Source organism: Escherichia sp. TW14182 (assembly GCF_000208525.1).
GTDB classification, from domain to species: Bacteria; Pseudomonadota; Gammaproteobacteria; order Enterobacterales; family Enterobacteriaceae; genus Escherichia; species Escherichia ruysiae.
The window spans coordinates 1-17,636 of the sequence record NZ_AEJZ01000166.1 but is presented as its reverse complement, the minus strand read 5'-3'; the positions used below and the strand labels follow the sequence as shown (position 1 = coordinate 17,636).

Here is a 17,636-nt window from a genome sequence, read left to right as displayed (position 1 = left end):
AATCCGAGGTTTTCAACAGCCTCATCTTTGTCTTCCACATCCGAAAGATTCCTGTCCTGACGCAGAAACAGACCATCCCCGGTTGCCACATTCAGCGTGACCTGCGCACTTTCTGCCACTGCCAGCCGGAACTGCAGTGTGGCGGTAACGCCATTTACCGGTTTCTCAATGGCTGCACAACTTCCGACGGCATAAAGCTCACCATCGGTGGTCAGCAGCCCCGCTTCCCTGACCGTAAATCCCCCCACACCCTCCGGCAGTACAAGATACGCAATAAACTGGTTTTCCTGATCAGGCGATACCGTCAGACGTGAGATGGTGCCGCGATAAACTTCCCTGACCAGCGCCGTCTGCCCGGCCTCTGGTGTGACAGCATTTCCGTTTCCGTCCCCCACCACAAACCCGTCCAGCACCACCGGCGCACCACCCGCCGCAGACGCAGCCTCGAGTGCTTTCCCTCTGTTTGTCAGAATACTGCAATGTTTCGTGGTCACGTTATTCTCCCGCCTCAATCACCACATCAATATGCGCGGTCACCGCGCCACCAACATAAAACTGGCTCTCCTTTCCGATATCCGTATTTACGTCAATGGTGCTCAGACCGCTGCGTAAATTCTTGGCCTTAATGACCAGCGTCCTGACCTGACTGTAAAGCACACTGTCAGCGCCTTCCCGCAAAAACAGCTCCACACGAAAGGTGTACGGGTTTTTGCGCGGTGAATCCTGCCACCACTCTTTGATTGCCGCCGGAACACCAACCGCACCAAGTGCCCGCAGCACTGCCCCCGCCGTCCCCCGGTGCTGATGCACATATGCCGCATCACGTAAAATCTGCCGTTTCTGCTCTTCGCTCCAGTCATCCTGCCAGAAATCCACAGCAAACTCCCAGGCCAGCCACGGCAACAGATGCAACGGACAGGTATCCGGATTTTTCACCTTTCTGACCATATCCGTATCAAGTGTCAGGATGCTTTCTGTTGTGGCCTGCTCCTGTGCCCGCTCCGGCCTGACAGCGGAAGGCGGCAGAAGTGAGCGAAACGTTTCCGCCATCACTATACCTCTCTGCGCGTCACATTAACGGCAGCACAGCGGGGAGCCGTACCGGTTGCCGGTTCGATATCAGCCCGGGGACTGGACAGAATAACCCGCGCCACACCAGTCTGTTGAAGTGCTGCGTAAATGGCGGACAGCGGCACCATGCCATTAATCCGGTTTGCCAGCCGGGTATAAGACATCAGCGTGTTTTTCGCATTTTCCAGCACTTCACCGGCATCCGGGCCGTCCGGTATTTCCAGTTCAGCCGTCACGGAATAGTCATTAATAATGGCGCTTTTCACCGTCACAAAATCCGTCAGCGGACGAATTTCATCAGCATTCAGCCGCGCACTGACCGCGTCCAGCAACGCCTCGCTGGCAGTGCCATTTCCTTCACGGGACAACACATAGACGTCCACCTCCCCCGCTCGCCCGTGCTCCTCCGGGCCATAAGCATCAGCATCCAGCACATTTTCATCAGCAGAGCGGGCATGAAAACGATAGGCGTTGCGGGCGCCTGCAGTATTCAGTTGCGACCAGGACAACTGGATGCGTTCACGAAAGGCGTCGTCCTCTTCCATAACCGCATCCGTCGGAGGCACGGTATCCGGGTTTGCCGGAACAATCTCCATACGTTCAACATTGAACGCCGCGCCAATCTGATCGAGATCGGCCTTCTGCGCACTTGCCAGAAAAACGGCCCGCACGGCATCATTCACCCGCTGGAAAGCCAGGGTAAGCTGAAAGGCGGTCACTTCGCCCTGTTTGTAAGCCGGGTCGGATTCCACCAGGGCATCAAATTCCGGATCCAGTTCACGCAGACGTGCCAGCCAGGCCCCGAAAATCACCGATGCGTCAGGCACCACAATGGCATCCGGTACGGGCAAATCCGAAAGATTGATCACATCATAACTTTCTGCCATAAACGGTTATTCCTCCTGTTGACACCTGTGTACCGGTTTCCGTATTCGTCCCCGTGATATCCACTACGCACCCGGCCTCATCTTCCGGAAACGTCACGATCACTTTTGACACTTTCAGCCGGGGCTCCCAGCGCGCCAGCGCCGTCGCCGTGGCAGCAATTATGCGCAGCCTCAGCAGGTCATCCCGGGGAGAGTCCAGTAATTCAAAAAGATCGCTGCCGTAATCCCTGACCAGAACACGGCTTCCCACTGGCGTGTTCAGAATATCGCTGACTGACTGGCGCAGATGCGCCACACCGGACAGACGCTTCCCTGTCCGGCAGTTCACACCATTCATCATTATTTTTTTCCTGATCCGGTACCAAAATAATCCGGCCCTGTTTTATCTGATTTACTGGCGTTTTTGATTTCAGCCACCAGATTAAACGTGAAGGTAAAGCCTGAAGAAGAGAGGGAAAACGCCAGTGACTCCACGAGCCAGCGGCGATCTTCCCGCTTACCAAATCCGGATGTCACCACGCCGGATTCGGCGGTCATGGCAACATATGAAGGACGGCACGGCCCTGTCAGCGTCATTTTCCGGCTGTTGCGTTGCGCCTGTGTTTTTTTTGACTTTGCCTGTTGTTCAGCCGTTTCCTTTTCCGGCTGCGTGTACGGACTGGTTACAGACGAGCCGTCATGCTCCACGGTTGCTGTTTTGGTTCGCCCGTCAGCCTTGTCAAAATAACGAACCGTGATTTTTTCTTTCTTCTTTTCTCCGGTAGAGCTCCCCCGTTCACCTTCCTGATAATTCCAGGATGACACCACGGAAGGTGTCAGCGTCACGGTCTTCAGGGGCGCGCCCGATACGGTGGTTCCGGCACCCTGCTCCAGAAACAACCAGTAACCTCCGGCAGGTTTACTGACGGCGTTATACGTCCGGGCAAGGCGGGACAACAGGCTGGCATCCGATTCTGCCACCTGATCCACATGGGTAATGCGGATCCCCGCCAGCTTCTCCGCCACCCGGGCCTTCAGTCCGTTTTCCGTGGCAACAGTTTTCACCAGATCACCCAGCGTGAGATTATCCCAGCTTCGTGTTTTCTGATTCAGCACGTCGCCGGACTGCTTTTCCGCATTCATGGGGGCAGCAGTAGCATAAATTTCGATCCGACGCGGCGGGCCGCTGCTGCTCACGCCGCACACCACAAACCAGCCCTTGTCCACCAGATTACCGTTAAACCCCAGCGCCACCCGCAGACGCGCCCCCTTTGTCGGCAGGGGCAGTCTTTCAGAAAGCAGCGTGATCTTCAGTTCATCAGACCTGGCGGTGGCTCCGCCGTAATCCGTCAGGGTGATATCCACAAGATAACGGGCCAGCACCCGCGTGATATCCCGCCCTTCAGCTGTCACCCGATACGCCGGGCAGAATTCCCGGACAGTCGTGGCGATGGTTTCCTGTTTTTTCTCATTTTTCAGGGACGCCTGATACGCGGCATTTATTGCCTGCAGCTGTTCTGATAATGACGTCATCATCTCCTCCCTTAATCCCACAGGCTGTATGGCGACTCAGACACCTGTTGTGTGATTTCAGGCAACGCAATGCGGATCCCCGCCGGATAAACCGCGCCTTTCTCTGCCAGCCCCTGATTGGCCTCCAGCACAAGAGTGAGCACGGCAGACAGATTTTCCGTGCCGTAATGCGTGGCGCAAATCGCATCAAGCACATCCCCGTCACGGGTTATCCAGATCGTCGGCATAATGTTTCAGCTCCAGACTCCACTTTTTGTTACGGTGCCCACCGCCAGGCAAAAAACGGTCGGTGGAATCAGAAAAACGCTCCACCACCCACCATCCCAGCACATCACCTTCTCCGCTGACCAGCAGTTGCGGCTCAGCCTTATTCGCCAGGTCATACAGCGTGTTCACCGCCTCCGTCCCCGACTTCCCCAAAAAGGCGTGCGATTCCCCTTCAAGGCGAACGGTTCGCCCGTTCTTCCCGGTGTACTGCAGCAGACTCTGCTGACCGATGCGCGCCTGCTCGCTCCAGGTCCACCCCGCCTCACGGGTCAGCTGGTTATATGCCGTGGTATCCACGGAAAAGGCGAAATCCCCCAGCATCAGCATGACTCTGGCATCTGCAGCACCACGGAGATAACTGTTGTCACGCTGAAGGCTGTCTTCAGCGAGAGCAATAACCGAACCCACACTCACCAGACACTTCCTCCATCCCACAACGCATTATTACCACTGAAGGCCGGGTTGTTTTTCGTCATACCGGCAATGGCGTCCGCAATACCCTGTTCGCTCTGTCCGGGCTGCGCAACAATGTTGAAGTTATAATTCTTCACGCTGTTGTCATTCAGCTGTGCGCCGGACTGTCCGCCCTCAACAGGAATGGCCTGCACGGCAGCCTGCCATGCTCCCGCACTGGCAAAAGGATCATCCTGTTTTCCGGCAGATCCTGCCTGCGCTGCCGGCAACGAAAAATCGAACGTTTTTTCCGGCGTGAGGTAACTGTTCACCGATTCATGAAACGCATCCGTATCCACAATGCCCATAAAGCCCTTCGCGGCGTTATATTTTTCACGGACATTCTTTTCAAAATCCGGATTATTTTTCAGTTGCTCATCAAGCCAGGCATCCTGCCCGCTGTTCCGGGCCACTGTCCGGGCAGCGGTCATGTCACCACGCCCGACATACTCCAGAATCTGCTTCTGATCGCCCTGTTCATCCGGTAATAACCAGGCGAGTTTTTTGGCTACTGCAAAAATAATTTTTCCGACAAAAATGACGCCTTCGCCGAACTTCAGGGCCGCCGGATACAGCGTGTCCCTCAGAAAAGACACAACCTTTTTAATGCCTCCGCCTTTAAACCACTCTGCCAGGTCACCCGCTGTCTCTTGTATGGCGGGGGCCAGCTCTGCGCCCAGTTGTCCGGAAATTTCTGCAACCGCAGAAGAAAAAACCTGCTGCAAATCAGAAACAGCCTTGTTTCCGGCGAGTGCGCCAGCCACACCCTCTTTTGTCACCAGGTTATATTTATCCTGCTCAGCCAGCAGTTCCTGAAAACTTTTTCCAGAACGTTTGATCAGCATCAGCAGTTTACTGGCTTCACCACCAAACAATGCATCCAGCGCAAACGATGCCTTTGATTCATCCTTCAGTGACAGCGCCCTGTCGATAATTTTTTCGAACTGTTCCTTATCACTCAGTCCGGCAAGATCGCCTTCCTCAAATCCCAGCGTTTCAAAGGCGTCAGAAAGCGAACTCTGCTTGCCATTTTGTTTATATTCCCCGGCCTTATGCAGGTATTCCTCAAACAGATCCCCGATATTATCGCCGGTCATATCGTACTGTTTTGCCAGGGCGTCCCAGTTCATGTACGTGCGGGTATCCACGCCATACGCAGTCGCTTTACCCGCTGTTTCAGCCGTCTGCGCATTCATGGCAGCCGGAGCAATCAGCGCACCAAGCGCCGTGGTCACGGCCCCGCCTCCCATCGCCAGACCGGCATTCCAGGCAAATTTGCCGGTTCCGGCAAGCAGGCTTTTTCCTTTGCCCATAAAACGTCCGAGCCGATCGCGACGCTCAAGGCTCCGGTTCAGTTTTTTCTGGGCCGCATCCGCTTTCTTAATTTCAGCAGTGAGCCGGGCGTATTCATCCTCCATCGACTTAAAACGCTTCCCTGCCAGCGCCGCCCGCTTCATTTCTGCTGCCAGCTCTGCCTGCTCCTTACGTAAACGCGCAGCCTGCTGCTCCACATCCTGCAAATTTTTTCGCAGATCCGTCGCCGAACGGCGCCACGAACTGTCCAGTTTGCCCCCGAACGACACGGTAGCCTTAAGATTCTGGCTTACGCTTCCCACGTTTTACTGCCTCCACTTCATCCAGTAAAAATGCCGTAAACACACTGAACGGCATGGACAGATAATCGGAAAGAGGAAAATGCAGCCGCCGCCCGAGAAACCTTAACCCTCTGAAGATTTCGGTTTCGGTCGCTTCCCGGGTGGCAGCATAAAAACATTAAAGGCATCCGTCAGCTGGGCATAATCCGCTGCGGTCAGCAGCCAGATATCCTGCTCACTCAGATTACAAAGCTGCGCAATCATACGCGCCTCTTTTTCCTCTTCTGTTCCCCGGTCTTTGGTGAAGGCAATGCGATCGCGCACCAGCGGTTCGCGCATGGTGATGCGTTCCAGCACAGCCCCGCCTCCCAGAGTGACCGGCGTGTACAGTGTGATGGTGCGGGTTTCGCCCGGAATATTCATAATCTGCTCCTTAAAAAAAACGGCCCGCAGGCCGTTATGTGTTAATCAGAGACGCACTTTTGCCGACAGACCGGCAAGTACATTCACACCGTTGATCCAGCGCTCAAAACGCTCGGTATCAATCATAATGAGTTCGATCCCCTCCAGCGTCTGACGGTAATAATTCACCGCGATTTCCACTGTCACCGCATTTTCTGACAGGCTGCTGTTTCCACGTGCATCCGGCGTCACCGTTTTCACAAAACCTTCGATTTCTTCGGTGGTCCCCAGCGCGGTGCCGTTTGCCAGATAACCCTGATAGGCCGTGAAGCGGGAGCGGTTGCCACTGACAAATCCGAGACTGGACAGCATGTCTGTATCCAGACCATAGAATTTAATCTGGCAGGTCAGCGCCTCCATGCCGTCGTCAACCGGCGTGGGGGCATCCTGTGCCCCGGTGCGTAAATCAGTGGTGGTTATGGACAGCGTGGGGGGCGTGAACTCATGCGCTCCCTGAATACGGATCCCCTGGCGGAAAAAAGTCCAGGCGCGTAATGTGTTTTTGCTGCTCATGTTGCCGTCATCTCCTTAATGCCGTATTCGTTGTTGACGCTCACCCGCATGCTGATAAGTTCCGTCGGCGATTTGGGACCGAAGTCATAGTTGATGTACAGTTCCCCGGCTGCCAGCGTTTCGGCGGTATTCAGTTCCGGATCCAGCCATGCCCGCCCCCCGAAGATGGCACCTTCTGCCACCAGACGGCGCATATACGCATTAATGGTGCCGATGATATCGTCCGCATTCTGGCGATCGAGCGGGCGGTCAACATACGCCAGCATCGCCTCCTGAATACTGTCTTCAATCACATCCGCAGTACGGCGGACGGACTCGAAATGCCACTGGGGATGGGACGAGCACAGACGGTTTCCCCAGTGTTTAAATCCGGCGCGGCGAATCAGGGTGGAGACATTCTGCATATTAAGCAGGTTGGCATCACAGTTGCGCTCACCGAGGATAAATTCATCCACCTGCTCAACACCGAGGATGTTGTAAACCTCCTGGTTTGATTTGCTCCACCACCACCCTTTTTCATAGTCAATACGGGCACGCAGTCCGGCAGCAAAGGCCGAATACGGGCGATACACCAGTTGCCCCTCTGCATTACTGACCTGCACACGCGGGCGCAGTAATTCAGTCCTGGCACCGTAAGACTGGCGACGCTGCACCACATCCTGCAGTGTCGCGCCCGCAGCACAATCCACGTACGCCACTGCACGCAGTTTTCCGGCCACCGTTTCCAGTGCCTTACCCACCGCATCGTCTTCACTGAATCCTGGTGCAATCACAATACGTGGCTGATACGTGGTGACGGATTTTGCCGATGACAGCATGCTGATCCCCGCAAGAATGGCAGCACGCTGCTCTTCCGGCTTCGTTTTTTCTTCCACCCGGACGATCACCGACAGCGCGTTACGCTGGTCGTTAATCTCCGTCAGCGCCTGCTTCAGTGTTCCGGTGATCCCCAGACGTGAAAGCGCCGTTGTTCCCGCCATCGCCACTGGCGTGTTCAGCGGAAACGGTTCATCTTCACCGCCACTCAGTGTGCCGGAAAACGGCGACACAATACCGTCACCGCTGCCGGTGGCACTCACCCCGGCCCCCGCCACACCATTCACCGCCGTCACAACATCACTGACGGTGGCATTGCCTGCCCCCTCTTCACTGCATCCAAGCCAAATCAACAGGCTTCCGTTTTCCCATTTTGCTGACGTGGGAACCGCACCCGCACTTTTTTCTTTGACAGCCTGTTCAGCAATAACGGTAATGGTATTTCCGCTCCGTCCCCCCGCTTTTGCCGTAAAGGTCAGCTCGTTATCCAGCAGCGGCGTTCCCGCTGTCAGTGTCGCTGCCACAGCTCCGGCAGCCTGCGGCGCGGTTCCCACCACACCAATAATGGCTGTCTCTATTGTGGTTACTGCCACCGTGCCTGCTGTCAGCTCGATGGTTTCCACACCATGTAATTGCCCCATTTGCATTCTCCGGACATAAAAAAACCTGCCGCAGCAGGTCACATTTTCTGATTCGGTACTTTCGTGGTTCCCCCACTGTCTCCGGGATGGTCGTGTCCATTAAACGTTTCCCGGATCCGGCTCATGCTACCGGATTTATCCGTCACCTCGCCTTTTGCATAAAAATCACTTTTCACCACCACTTCACCTTCAACCATCGTGCGTCCGTTCACGATCAGGTCTTCTGAGATCATGACGTTTCCGTCCAGCACACCATTCCCGGTAATGGCATAGGTGCCCCCTTCCGCCAGAATAATGGTCAGTGAGTGCGTCTCCCGGTTATAGCAAATTTCCGTGCCATCTCCGTAACGGGTGATGTGCTCACTGTCGCTGCCCTGCGGAGCCGGTGCCTCACCGGTATTCCAGCCGGGAAAAACACGACCGTTATTCAGCTCCCCGGCCTCTGACAGTACCGTGACCGCATCGCCCACAGCAAACGGCTCAAAATCTGCCCGGTTTTTCCCGGCAAAACCCTGACACAATGGCAGCCAGGTGGTCACAATATCCCCCAGATCCACGCGGCATTCCGGAAAACCACCGTCCAGCCGCACCGAGTGGATCACCCCACGCCGGACCATATTTGCCAGGCGACGCTGTAAATCCCCCAGAACCTCATTCACGTGGCTTTCCCTCAAAAATCAGCCGATAATCATCCACATGCTGTCGCCCGATCTCCGGTGCCACGCCCAGCCAGGCCCGCTGTAACGGCAGGTTATCCGTGGCAAAGGGATCCATACCAAACGTCACCGTCTGGTTAAATGAAATCTGCCAGACCAGATAATCATCCAGACGCGGATCGGTTTCATCTGCGTCCGCTGATATAAAAATGGCAGGCTCCACATTTGCCAGTCCGAACGTCTGCCCGTCGAGCCAGTGCGACAACGCGGCGGCCGCCGAACGGATAAAAATATCCGGCTTTATCGCCCTGCGTTCTTCTTTTTTTTCTTTATCCGGCTCACCGGCACGGTCAACCAGTACCCACAGCGCGGCAGACAACACCACCGTCATCTGCCCGTCTGCATTGCTTTTCGCATCCCAGCCATCCACCGCCAGAAACACCGCCGGAGTGACCAGTTGCGTGACCCGTTCCGGATAGGTGTCCGCATCATTGATCCATTTAAGTTTTTTCAGGGCATCCAGCACAGCAGCGTGCCAGGATGCCATGCATAAGGGTTCAGCCATTGCGTCCTCACATTTTATCGGGGGGCCACGGTAATGCCGTACTTCGCGCGTCGCCGGATGTCCGATTCGAACTCTTTCATAAAAATTTCCAGGCACTCCGCAAAAGCCACATCTTCAACATAATCCATCGTGCTGGCATAAATACCAGCTTCAGCCTCCCGGACACGCCCGGTTTCAGGATTTTTGATGATGATTGTTCGTCGGTTCTCTTTGCGACTACGTATCACCAGCCCGTTTTCATACGCGGCAGGAGATAAAAACGAACCGTTGGGTTCAAAAACGGGATCGCTGGCTTTGCGGCGACGTCGCCGGACACGGTTCTCTTTGATAAACCGCCCGGTTACCGGATCACGGAGATCATGACGCCGGACACGTTGCCCACGAATGCGTCCGCGCAAATCTTTTATCTTGATCGCATTAAGGCCAAACCAGAGACGGGCTTCATCCATAGCATTACCCCGGGTAATGCGGGTGGAAAAAAGCCGCCTGTCCAGTGTGTCCATTTTGCGGGGAGCCAGGCCGGTTTTCAGTTCCGCAAGCGCCTTCATGCGCATTTTTGATGCCGTTCGCTTCAGTGCGCGGGAATAGGCCAGACGGAACTGGTGCTGCGTTGCACCAGCCTGCGCCGCAATATCCCGCAATTCTTCGACGTCGATATCAAACAACAGATTTCGCCGGATGCGTGATGCCCGCGCCATTGCGATATCTCCTTATGAAGTTTATTTTTTACTCCATTCGATGGTCGGTAATGACGTCCCCCGTCCACGCCCGAGCGTTACGCGTGTACGCCCCATTTCATCCGCACCAATATGCGTGACGCGGTAAAATTCGTGGTTCAGCTCCACTGCGCAGTTTGTGCTGAGCCCCTTAATATCCTCTGTCAGTGCGCTGAATGCCGGAGCCTGATCGTTAATTTCTCCACCCCCCGGAACACGAACCGGCGCATCCGGAGATTCAAAAATCACCATAACAGGGCGACGCTCACTGCCAATAGACAGTATCGCCGGACACTCCTCGGAAAAAAGCCGGGAAATGCGGGCATCTGCCCGCATCAGCCGTTTATAAAATCGATGCATCAGTACCCCAGACGCACACAAACACAGGCATCTCCGGCTTCAACCGATGCCCATACTGTTCCCACCAGCGTATTACCTGATTTCGTTGCAGTCAGTGTTGCCGTATCCGCTTTGAAATACACCAGCCTGCCTTGCGTCAGCGCCTCTGCCTCTTTAGGCAAAGAGAAAACCCCCACCGTATGCAGAATGCCCACATCCCCGTCCGGAATATCAGCGTGAGCAACACCAACAAGATTATCCTGAACAACCAGATCGCCAGATGACACCGCCTTTCCGGTCCCGTTCAGCCAGTCGACGTTTTTTCCGTCCTGAACAAAATTTTTTGACATTTTTTTCTCCGGTAAATGCGGCGCAAAGTGCGCCGCTTCAGCCATAAAAAAACCGCCCTGTCCGGCGGTTATTTATTGTTTTTTCACTTTGACCATGCCACGCCAGTCAAGCGGTGCCACTCCGGCATCAATGCGCACCTTGAATGCTGCACCATCAACCGTAAAGCCCTGTTGCTGCTCCAGATACGGCGTATCAATACCGTCGAGGTAAGCCACTTCAATCGTGTCACGCCCCTGCGCTGCCACCAGGTAATAATCCGTCGGGCTGCTGTCATCAAGACGGGCCTCTGACAGAACCGTGGCAAAATTCTGAATCGGGTTAATAATGCCGCTGTTCGCATCTGCACCAGGCACGCTGGCAGACTTAATCAACTGATTGGCACGCGACTCAATGGCAACAGGCGTCAACATAAAAGCAGGACGAATGTTCAGGCGACGGTCACCCGATTTCTGGAGCAGCATGGCTTTACGCCCGGAATCCAGCCCCTCAATAGACAAATCGGCAGTCACCAGGTTGCCATGATCTGCATGGAACAGCGGTTTGCCATCCGACATTTTCGGATTGCTGGTCAGCACGGCCCAGACCAGATCCCCCACGGTAGTCCGCGCTGCCGCCCCCATTGCCATCGGAATACGGGTCAGCATATCCAGGTCATCATTGATGATGGTCTGGCGATCAATGCTGAACAATTCGCCATAAGTCGCCAGTGCAATCGGTTCGCCACGATCTTTCAGGGTCACATATTTATATTCAGCCCCCGGCAATACTTTTCGTAGCGTCGGGAAAGTTTCCAGCCCGACACGATGCGCGGTTTTAAAATCAGTCAGCGTTCCCTTGCGGGTCCATTTGTCAAAATTTTCGCTGGCATCATCCCAGCCCTGCAACGCAGCTTTATGAGCCACATCCATCAGGATATTGCCGAAATCGCTGCTGCTGTGAGTAAATGCCAGCCCCACCATCGCCATCGGTGCGGAATGACCGGAGATACCGATACCGCGATCAACCAGCGAAGCACGCGCCAGCTCGCGCAGTGTAAAACCGTTATAAGCATTATCTTTTTCTGCTTCGGCATATCCGGCGCGTGCCATCACAGCCGCACGAATGGAATCGCCGACCAGATTACCGTTCCCGGCATGAATATGAACAGCGCCCGGGCCTGCACTTGGTGTCGTTCCGGCTGCCAGCGCCTGCAACAGTTTTTCACGGGCCTGTGCTTCCGTACAGGTCATGTCGTTCAGACACTCCGCTTTCAGTGCGGCATAAGACGGGAAAGAGGCAAAAACTGCGGTTACAGCCTGCACACGTTCCGCATTGGCTGCCATCAGTTGTTGCTGAACCTGCGAAGCAATTGCGCTGATATCCACATTTCCGGTTGATGGTGCCTGCTGAGCAGCGATCTGTTGCGCATTTTGCGGGGTTGCTTTCGGCTCCTGCGGCTGTCCGTTTGTCGTTTCTGCACGTGGAGCAAAAAGCGCGTTAATCTGTTCTGGCATATTATGGTAATCCTTCAGTTTATTTTGGTTCACACAGGCCGCAGCCTGTAATTCAGGTTCAAGCGTATCAGCGAAGCCTTTTTCCACAGCTTCAGCACCGTTCAGCCAGGTTTCTGCTTTCAGCATGGCTTCCAGCTCCTCCTGCCCGAGTCCGGTTTTATTCATGTAGGCTGACAGCATCAGCGCCTCGTTGCGATCCAGCCAGTCAGCATAATCACGCATATCATCGGAATCACCGGCGATCCCGCCCCACGGCTTGTGTATCATCAGCCAGGAATTTTCAGGCATATGCACTGTGGCGCCAGGCAGGCAGACAATCATGGAGGCCATGCTGGCTGCAACACCATCCACCCAGATATCCACCTTCGCTTTCAGCCGTGACAGCGTGTTAAAAATGGCAAACCCCTGCATCACATCACCGCCCGGGCTGTGGATATGCAGATCAATAGCGCTGGCCTCAAACACCCCCGCATCCTTACAGTCAGCAATAAACTGCTGCGCGGTGATGCCCCATCCGCCAATCACGTCATAGAGGTAAATTTCCACCCGCCCGGCAGTCTGTGCACGGATTTCATACCAGCACTGACCATTAGCGGCATCCACCCCCGCAAGGCTGGCGCGGGGATTAATCATCGTCCCGCGAAGACGCGGGTTTATCATTTGCTGCATCAGGGATCACTCCTTTATCGTTAGCGGCGTCAGAATCGAACACCAGCCCGTTTTCCCGGTTAAATTCAGTTTCACGCAGTCGCTGACGTTTGACCTCCTGCGGTGACTGCCCACGGGCACGTATCCACTCGGCCTCCGTCCCGGCACCACCGCGAAGAATGGCCCGCCATGCTGCAGCCTCCTTCACCGGATCAATCCACGGCATCACCGGGCCAAGATAAGTGGCATTGAAAAGCGTGGACATATCCACATCAGGAGGAATTTCAAGAAAAGGTATCGCCTGCTCCAGCCATGCCCGGTACACCGGGCGGCTGTACTGACCGACAAACCACTGCTGTAAAACCCCGTAGCCTTCGTAACCTTCCACCAGCTCCTGACGCTGCGAACTGTAGGAGCCGTTATAGTCACGGGCAATACTGGAATAACTGCCACGGGTTCCGGCAGCCACAGCACGCAACTGCCCGTTCCGGAATTCATAAAGATGAACATTCGGACGATTCGACTCCACCATCCCCAGATCTTCACCGGGGGCCAGTTCGTCAAAAATCATGCCCGGCGAAATATCAAAGTACCGGGGTTTTTGTTCTGTGGGTGTCCAGTCGTTATCCGTCGGAAAGCTGGCGGCATCACCACGCTTAATGTAGAAACCCAGCGCGGCAGCAATACGGGCAGCCACACGCTCTGATTCTTCGTAATCTTTCAGATCAGCAATCCGGCGAATCACACCATGTAACAGGCTGACACCTCTCACCTGATGAAGCCGTTTCCGCATCGCCAGATGAAGCATGTTGTCTGCGTGAACAGTTTTGAGATCGGCGCTGAATCCACGCATATTTGCAGGATGGTATTTATAAACCCGATACCCTACAGGCCGCCCCCAGTTGTTAAGAATAATGCCCTGGCGGACTTGCTGACCCGCGTTCGTGTTCAGACTGACCGGAACAAAATCTGCTTCGAGAAGTTCCAGTGATAATGGCACCACAGTGGAATGATTCAGACCGGCGACAGGACCACGCACCAGTTGTACGAACATCTCGCCATCACGCAAAGCAGATCGCAATGCCATCCGTTCGGCCTCCGGGCGAGTGAACATCCCCGTGACCTCAGGGCGAACAGACCATTCAGACCACAATGCTGAGATCTGCTCTGCCAGCAATTCATGCAGGGTGCCATCGTTTCTCAGTGGTTGTGGTTCAACCTGGATCCCCTGCGCACCAATAACCCGCTCTTCCAGCTTATCCAGCAGACCAATCACGATATCATGATCTTCATCCAGCGCCCTGGCCTGCTCCCTTAACGAAGTGCCGGCAGAAAAAACTGCTGTATTGGCAGAACGACTCTCACGCCGGGCTTTATTCAGGCGTGAAGGCTGCGCCGCCTCATAAGCTCTCAGCAGCATTTTGTTTCTGGCGCGCGAAACTGCCCACCCTGGCGCAATTGCACCAAGTGCTTTATCAAAAAAACCCATAAAAAACCTCAGGAAAAACGGGCGAGTTTGTACGGTTTCCTTGTGGGCTGGCAGGCCGCCGCCCAGCGTTTTTCCCAGTATTCAAGTTCCCTGCGCAATGCAACAGGATCATGGTTGGTGATCGCCCTGCCATTCACCCCGGTAAAAGACACACTTTTACCATCCAGGGAATCCCTGTATGCCTGACGCACGATAACCAGCATCTGGAAAATCTCATCTTTTTTCACAACCATCCTCCGTTTCGGGGTAGTGATAACCAGTTTCCGGATAACGCTTCCGACGATGCTGCTTTTTGCCGCTCATCTCTTCCGGCAACGTTTTTCTTGTCCACTGTGCCGGAAGAACGTCCGTCTGCTGAAGCCCCAGCGTCAGCATTCTGCCCTCTTGCCCACTGGGGAGGGTTGTTCCAGTCACGGATTTTTTCATAGCCACGCAGAATGGCGACGGCATGGGCATAGCAAAAAAGGTCAAATGCTTCGTTATTCCCTTTTCCTGGCTTGCGCCATTTCCCGTCAGCACCGCGTTCCTCATAGGTCAACTCTTCATAAAACCACTCCCCGAGCCAGTCAGGAAAATGAATGTAGCCCGGTCCGGGCATTTCACGTTGCAGGTTATTGCTTAGTTGATCTTTCAGCAGGTCTGTCTGCAGGAGATATACCGGCACCTTTCCCTGAGCATCCGCACGGCGATCGCTTCGCCCGGTATTATCCGGGTGTGTGATGGTGATAATTTTCTGGCGTTTCGTGCTGTCTCCCTTTACCAGAAAAACCCGTCGCCCCAGTCCATCCTGACGACATTTTCGCCAGAATTTATAGGCGTTATCCGTCACCCCGTCCTCACCACCACTGTCCACCGCCATTGCCAGTACAGGCATTCTGCGGGCCGGATCGAACTGGAGCGGATACGTTTTCTCCAGTACATCGGTGACCAGCAACTGCCAGTCTTCAGGGTAAGCTCCGGGATGCACAGGTAATGCTTCGCCATTTTCATCGCAACGCAATGACTGTCGGATGTTATAACGGTCCACCAGCCAGCGTTCGCCGTCCTCGCCATAGCCAATAATCTGCACCACAAACCGTCGGTTCTTCCCGCCCTGCACGTCCACAGCCGCAATAAGAAAACGCACTTTCGGCGGTACCAGGCGCTTACCGTAATCCTCAGCCCGCTGCATCAGAACATCTGCACTGCGCAACTCCATGGCGGAACGAGGCAAATAAGGCAATCCCCAGTCGGTGTTAATCACCGCCTTCAGTGTTTCCTCACTGCCTGTGGCTTCATATTCCTGCTCAGCAGTCAGTAGTTTGTAAACCAGTTGCGCCCAGGTCTGATAGGCTGCAGCGGGGCCTTCCATCCAGAAGCTGGCTATCCTTGAATGACGTGGCGTTCCGGTAACATTCCCTTCTCTGTCAATCTGCTCACCTTCACGCAACCAGACGCCGCGACCATTCAGTTCACGCTTCATATCTGCAGTGATTTGACTGCCACAATGCGGACACAATATATGAGCCGCTTCACTGGCTTTTACAGGATCAGGATTGTCACGATATCCCGTCATAGCCTCCATCGATGGCTGGAAATAATCACCGCAATCCGGACAGGGCCAGTACCAGCGACGACGATCGCCACGGTTATACAGAGAAAGGATCCCCGTGGTGGGCGGGGCTTCATGCGGTGACGTTCTGCGCCATTTGCTGTTTGTGATTTCACGCCCGGGAGAACTCTCCACCAGCGTCATACCAGCTGACATAAATGTGGTGGTACGTTTTGAAGCCAGGGAGAAACCATCACCTTCGCCATCGATATCTTCAGGAAATCGGTCGTAATCAGTCAGCGCCACACATTTAAAATCAGAGGATGACATGACATTGATGGAGGGCCAGCCGATTTTCAGAAAGCTGCCTGACAGAAAATATTTGTCATGAACGTTGTTATCGTTACGGCGTGGGCTGAGGCGTTTTCTGACCTCCGGGCTGCAACGAAATGTTCTTGCCAGGCGCTTTTTGGAGTGCTCCTGCGCCTTATCCTGCGTCATCTGCACCAGCAAAAAGTCTGACGGATCGCAAACAATGTTATAAACCACCCAGCCATCAATCAGGCCGTTAGTCTTGCCCGTACGGGCAGGGCCAACAAAAACAACCGCATCAAACTCACGGGACGACAGACAGTTCATGGGTTCAATCACATACGGTGCAACCAGCGGATCCCACGGAACAGAGTTGCCACCAGATGTAGGGACTCGCATAAATTTTTGTACCGCTTCGGCAACAGGCATCCTGCGCGGCGCTTTAATTAACTGGCCCGTATCCAGTTTCAACGATCTGGCGGTCGCCTGCACAGGCATTATTCGTCCTCCTGATTTTCCTCCTCTGTATCTTCCTGTTTGCTGTCATCTGCCACCCGCCGCGCAATTTCGTCACGCAAATCATCAATAATGCTTTGCACCCGCATGACAGCCGAAGGCTCGAGAGCGCAATCGCGTTCAAGAATATCGGGGAGAGTTTCCAGAACCTGCACCATAGCCTTTGCCATTTCAGCAAATTCACGGGCGACATCAGACGCAGGGATCAGTTCTCCGACCTCCTGTTCAAATTTCAGACGTTCCCGTTCTGACTGATACCAGGCTTTTCGGTCATGGGGATCCATTTCCCCTTCAGCGACAGGCGGTGGCAACTTCATTAGCTCTGCCAGAATATCAGTAAGTTTATACAGCTTGAGGTTACTCTCATGCCCACCCGCTGTTCGGACATTTTTGATTCTTGATGCGACAGTCTGTCGGTGCACACCCGACAGCGCAGCTAACTGGCTGACATTAAGAACAAGGTGTTTCAATTCCTTATCCACTTACCCCTCCAGTGATGAACAAAAAACAAACATTTTCGACACCAGCTATTTTTTAACCTTTCATTATCAATAAATTACAGTGGTGGTGATGAACGATGAAAATGCAAAAATTTGGCGATTTCTGCGCATCCGTATCCCCCCGGTGTTCTAAATTCCAGGAAGGACCCGTGAAAATGGGAGCAATTATCATTTGCACACACTCCAACACCTGCATTATCGCAGCCCCTCGCTGAAGAACTGCTGTAATGCCAGTTACTCAGTAACGACTGCGCCTTCCGGTAATTTCATGCAGGCAAATACCGGACAACCAGGATGACGATC

General features: G+C 54.3%; 21 protein-coding genes. All 21 read right to left on the bottom strand.

Annotation, left to right across the window (positions count from 1 at the left end; all coding sequences use genetic code 11):
• Nucleotides 1–494: phage tail protein (locus EQY_RS0114510; RefSeq protein ID WP_000208464.1), on the bottom strand; the 494-nt coding region annotated here is incomplete at its 3' end.
• 1 nt (nt 495) lies between these two features.
• Complete coding sequence (locus tag EQY_RS0114505; RefSeq protein WP_000852180.1) at nt 496–1,050, bottom strand: phage tail protein I; 555 nt, start codon at nt 1,048–1,050, stop codon at nt 496–498.
• A gap of 2 nt (nt 1,051–1,052) precedes the next feature.
• Nucleotides 1,053–1,958 (bottom strand): baseplate assembly protein, encoded by a 906-nt coding sequence (locus EQY_RS0114500; RefSeq protein ID WP_000852139.1) that lies wholly within the window; start codon nt 1,956–1,958, stop codon nt 1,053–1,055.
• The gene (locus EQY_RS0114495) at nt 1,942–2,295 is read right to left on the bottom strand and encodes a GPW/gp25 family protein (protein ID WP_024212591.1); all 354 of its coding nucleotides are present in this window, start codon (nt 2,293–2,295) and stop codon (nt 1,942–1,944) included. Before EQY_RS0114495 ends, EQY_RS0114500 begins: the two co-directional genes overlap by 17 nt.
• Before the next feature lie 2 nt (nt 2,296–2,297).
• Nucleotides 2,298–3,470: a contractile injection system protein, VgrG/Pvc8 family gene (locus EQY_RS0114490; protein WP_000202878.1), complete on the bottom strand. Its 1,173-nt coding sequence runs from the start codon at nt 3,468–3,470 to the stop codon at nt 2,298–2,300.
• 11 nt (nt 3,471–3,481) lie between these two features.
• Nucleotides 3,482–3,697 (bottom strand): tail protein X, encoded by a 216-nt coding sequence (locus tag EQY_RS0114485; RefSeq protein ID WP_001142386.1) that lies wholly within the window; start codon nt 3,695–3,697, stop codon nt 3,482–3,484.
• Nucleotides 3,672–4,151, bottom strand: a complete 480-nt coding sequence (locus EQY_RS0114480) for a phage tail protein (protein WP_000110651.1) — start codon at nt 4,149–4,151, stop codon at nt 3,672–3,674. Before EQY_RS0114480 ends, EQY_RS0114485 begins: the two co-directional genes overlap by 26 nt.
• Entirely contained in the window at nt 4,148–5,806 is a 1,659-nt protein-coding gene (locus tag EQY_RS0114475) for an AAA family ATPase (RefSeq protein ID WP_000536044.1), read from the bottom strand. Before EQY_RS0114475 ends, EQY_RS0114480 begins: the two co-directional genes overlap by 4 nt.
• A gap of 102 nt (nt 5,807–5,908) precedes the next feature.
• Nucleotides 5,909–6,208 carry a phage tail assembly protein gene (locus EQY_RS0114470; RefSeq protein WP_001025008.1) on the bottom strand — a complete coding sequence of 100 codons (300 nt, stop codon included), beginning with the start codon at nt 6,206–6,208 and terminating at the stop codon, nt 5,909–5,911.
• 45 nt (nt 6,209–6,253) lie between these two features.
• A complete protein-coding gene (locus tag EQY_RS0114465) occupies nt 6,254–6,760 on the bottom strand; it encodes a phage major tail tube protein (protein ID WP_000095752.1) in 507 nt (168 codons plus the stop codon).
• Nucleotides 6,757–8,217 (bottom strand): phage tail sheath C-terminal domain-containing protein, encoded by a 1,461-nt coding sequence (locus tag EQY_RS0114460; protein WP_000531112.1) that lies wholly within the window; start codon nt 8,215–8,217, stop codon nt 6,757–6,759. Before EQY_RS0114460 ends, EQY_RS0114465 begins: the two co-directional genes overlap by 4 nt.
• A gap of 38 nt (nt 8,218–8,255) precedes the next feature.
• Entirely contained in the window at nt 8,256–8,876 is a 621-nt protein-coding gene (locus EQY_RS0114455; RefSeq protein WP_001006706.1) for a phage baseplate assembly protein V, read from the bottom strand.
• Nucleotides 8,869–9,438, bottom strand: coding sequence for a hypothetical protein (locus tag EQY_RS0114450; RefSeq protein ID WP_024212590.1), 570 nt, complete (start codon nt 9,436–9,438; stop codon nt 8,869–8,871). The genes EQY_RS0114455 and EQY_RS0114450 overlap by 8 nt, the downstream gene beginning before the upstream one ends.
• Before the next feature lie 14 nt (nt 9,439–9,452).
• The gene (locus EQY_RS0114445) at nt 9,453–10,136 is read right to left on the bottom strand and encodes a hypothetical protein (RefSeq protein ID WP_000090111.1); all 684 of its coding nucleotides are present in this window, start codon (nt 10,134–10,136) and stop codon (nt 9,453–9,455) included.
• Nucleotides 10,137–10,157: 21 nt separating this feature from the next.
• Nucleotides 10,158–10,514: a head-tail joining protein gene (locus tag EQY_RS0114440; protein WP_000554575.1), complete on the bottom strand. Its 357-nt coding sequence runs from the start codon at nt 10,512–10,514 to the stop codon at nt 10,158–10,160.
• Nucleotides 10,514–10,843 carry a DUF2190 family protein gene (locus tag EQY_RS0114435; RefSeq protein ID WP_024212589.1) on the bottom strand — a complete coding sequence of 110 codons (330 nt, stop codon included), beginning with the start codon at nt 10,841–10,843 and terminating at the stop codon, nt 10,514–10,516. The genes EQY_RS0114440 and EQY_RS0114435 overlap by 1 nt, the downstream gene beginning before the upstream one ends.
• Nucleotides 10,844–10,915: 72 nt before the next feature.
• Entirely contained in the window at nt 10,916–13,006 is a 2,091-nt protein-coding gene (locus tag EQY_RS0114430; protein ID WP_001186829.1) for a ClpP-like prohead protease/major capsid protein fusion protein, read from the bottom strand.
• Nucleotides 12,963–14,474, bottom strand: coding sequence for a phage portal protein (locus tag EQY_RS0114425; RefSeq protein ID WP_000505368.1), 1,512 nt, complete (start codon nt 14,472–14,474; stop codon nt 12,963–12,965). The genes EQY_RS0114430 and EQY_RS0114425 overlap by 44 nt, the downstream gene beginning before the upstream one ends.
• 8 nt (nt 14,475–14,482) lie before the next feature.
• Nucleotides 14,483–14,707, bottom strand: a complete 225-nt coding sequence (locus EQY_RS0114420; RefSeq protein WP_000260557.1) for a hypothetical protein — start codon at nt 14,705–14,707, stop codon at nt 14,483–14,485.
• Nucleotides 14,698–16,815: a phage terminase large subunit family protein gene (locus EQY_RS0114415; RefSeq protein ID WP_001145098.1), complete on the bottom strand. Its 2,118-nt coding sequence runs from the start codon at nt 16,813–16,815 to the stop codon at nt 14,698–14,700. The genes EQY_RS0114420 and EQY_RS0114415 overlap by 10 nt, the downstream gene beginning before the upstream one ends.
• Nucleotides 16,815–17,315 (bottom strand): DUF1441 family protein, encoded by a 501-nt coding sequence (locus EQY_RS0114410; RefSeq protein WP_000356696.1) that lies wholly within the window; start codon nt 17,313–17,315, stop codon nt 16,815–16,817. The genes EQY_RS0114415 and EQY_RS0114410 overlap by 1 nt, the downstream gene beginning before the upstream one ends.
• Nucleotides 17,316–17,636: the final 321 nt, after the last annotated feature.

What these genes read in the sequence shown, in the direction of transcription:
- EQY_RS0114495 (WP_024212591.1), bottom strand. Translation starts at nt 2,295, where the DNA reads ATGAATGGTGTGAACTGCCGGACAGGGAAGCGTCTGTCCGGTGTGGCG.
- EQY_RS0114430 (WP_001186829.1), bottom strand. Translation starts at nt 13,006, where the DNA reads ATGCAGCAAATGATAAACCCGCGTCTTCGCGGGACGATGATTAATCCC.
- EQY_RS0114500 (WP_000852139.1), bottom strand. Translation starts at nt 1,958, where the DNA reads ATGGCAGAAAGTTATGATGTGATCAATCTTTCGGATTTGCCCGTACCG.
- EQY_RS0114420 (WP_000260557.1), bottom strand. Translation starts at nt 14,707, where the DNA reads ATGGTTGTGAAAAAAGATGAGATTTTCCAGATGCTGGTTATCGTGCGT.
- EQY_RS0114505 (WP_000852180.1), bottom strand. Translation starts at nt 1,050, where the DNA reads ATGGCGGAAACGTTTCGCTCACTTCTGCCGCCTTCCGCTGTCAGGCCG.
- EQY_RS0114465 (WP_000095752.1), bottom strand. Translation starts at nt 6,760, where the DNA reads ATGAGCAGCAAAAACACATTACGCGCCTGGACTTTTTTCCGCCAGGGG.
- EQY_RS0114415 (WP_001145098.1), bottom strand. Translation starts at nt 16,815, where the DNA reads ATGCCTGTGCAGGCGACCGCCAGATCGTTGAAACTGGATACGGGCCAG.
- EQY_RS0114490 (WP_000202878.1), bottom strand. Translation starts at nt 3,470, where the DNA reads ATGACGTCATTATCAGAACAGCTGCAGGCAATAAATGCCGCGTATCAG.
- EQY_RS0114485 (WP_001142386.1), bottom strand. Translation starts at nt 3,697, where the DNA reads ATGCCGACGATCTGGATAACCCGTGACGGGGATGTGCTTGATGCGATT.
- EQY_RS0114435 (WP_024212589.1), bottom strand. Translation starts at nt 10,843, where the DNA reads ATGTCAAAAAATTTTGTTCAGGACGGAAAAAACGTCGACTGGCTGAAC.
- EQY_RS0114450 (WP_024212590.1), bottom strand. Translation starts at nt 9,438, where the DNA reads ATGGCTGAACCCTTATGCATGGCATCCTGGCACGCTGCTGTGCTGGAT.
- EQY_RS0114460 (WP_000531112.1), bottom strand. Translation starts at nt 8,217, where the DNA reads ATGGGGCAATTACATGGTGTGGAAACCATCGAGCTGACAGCAGGCACG.
- EQY_RS0114470 (WP_001025008.1), bottom strand. Translation starts at nt 6,208, where the DNA reads ATGAATATTCCGGGCGAAACCCGCACCATCACACTGTACACGCCGGTC.
- EQY_RS0114440 (WP_000554575.1), bottom strand. Translation starts at nt 10,514, where the DNA reads ATGCATCGATTTTATAAACGGCTGATGCGGGCAGATGCCCGCATTTCC.
- EQY_RS0114445 (WP_000090111.1), bottom strand. Translation starts at nt 10,136, where the DNA reads ATGGCGCGGGCATCACGCATCCGGCGAAATCTGTTGTTTGATATCGAC.
- EQY_RS0114425 (WP_000505368.1), bottom strand. Translation starts at nt 14,474, where the DNA reads ATGGGTTTTTTTGATAAAGCACTTGGTGCAATTGCGCCAGGGTGGGCA.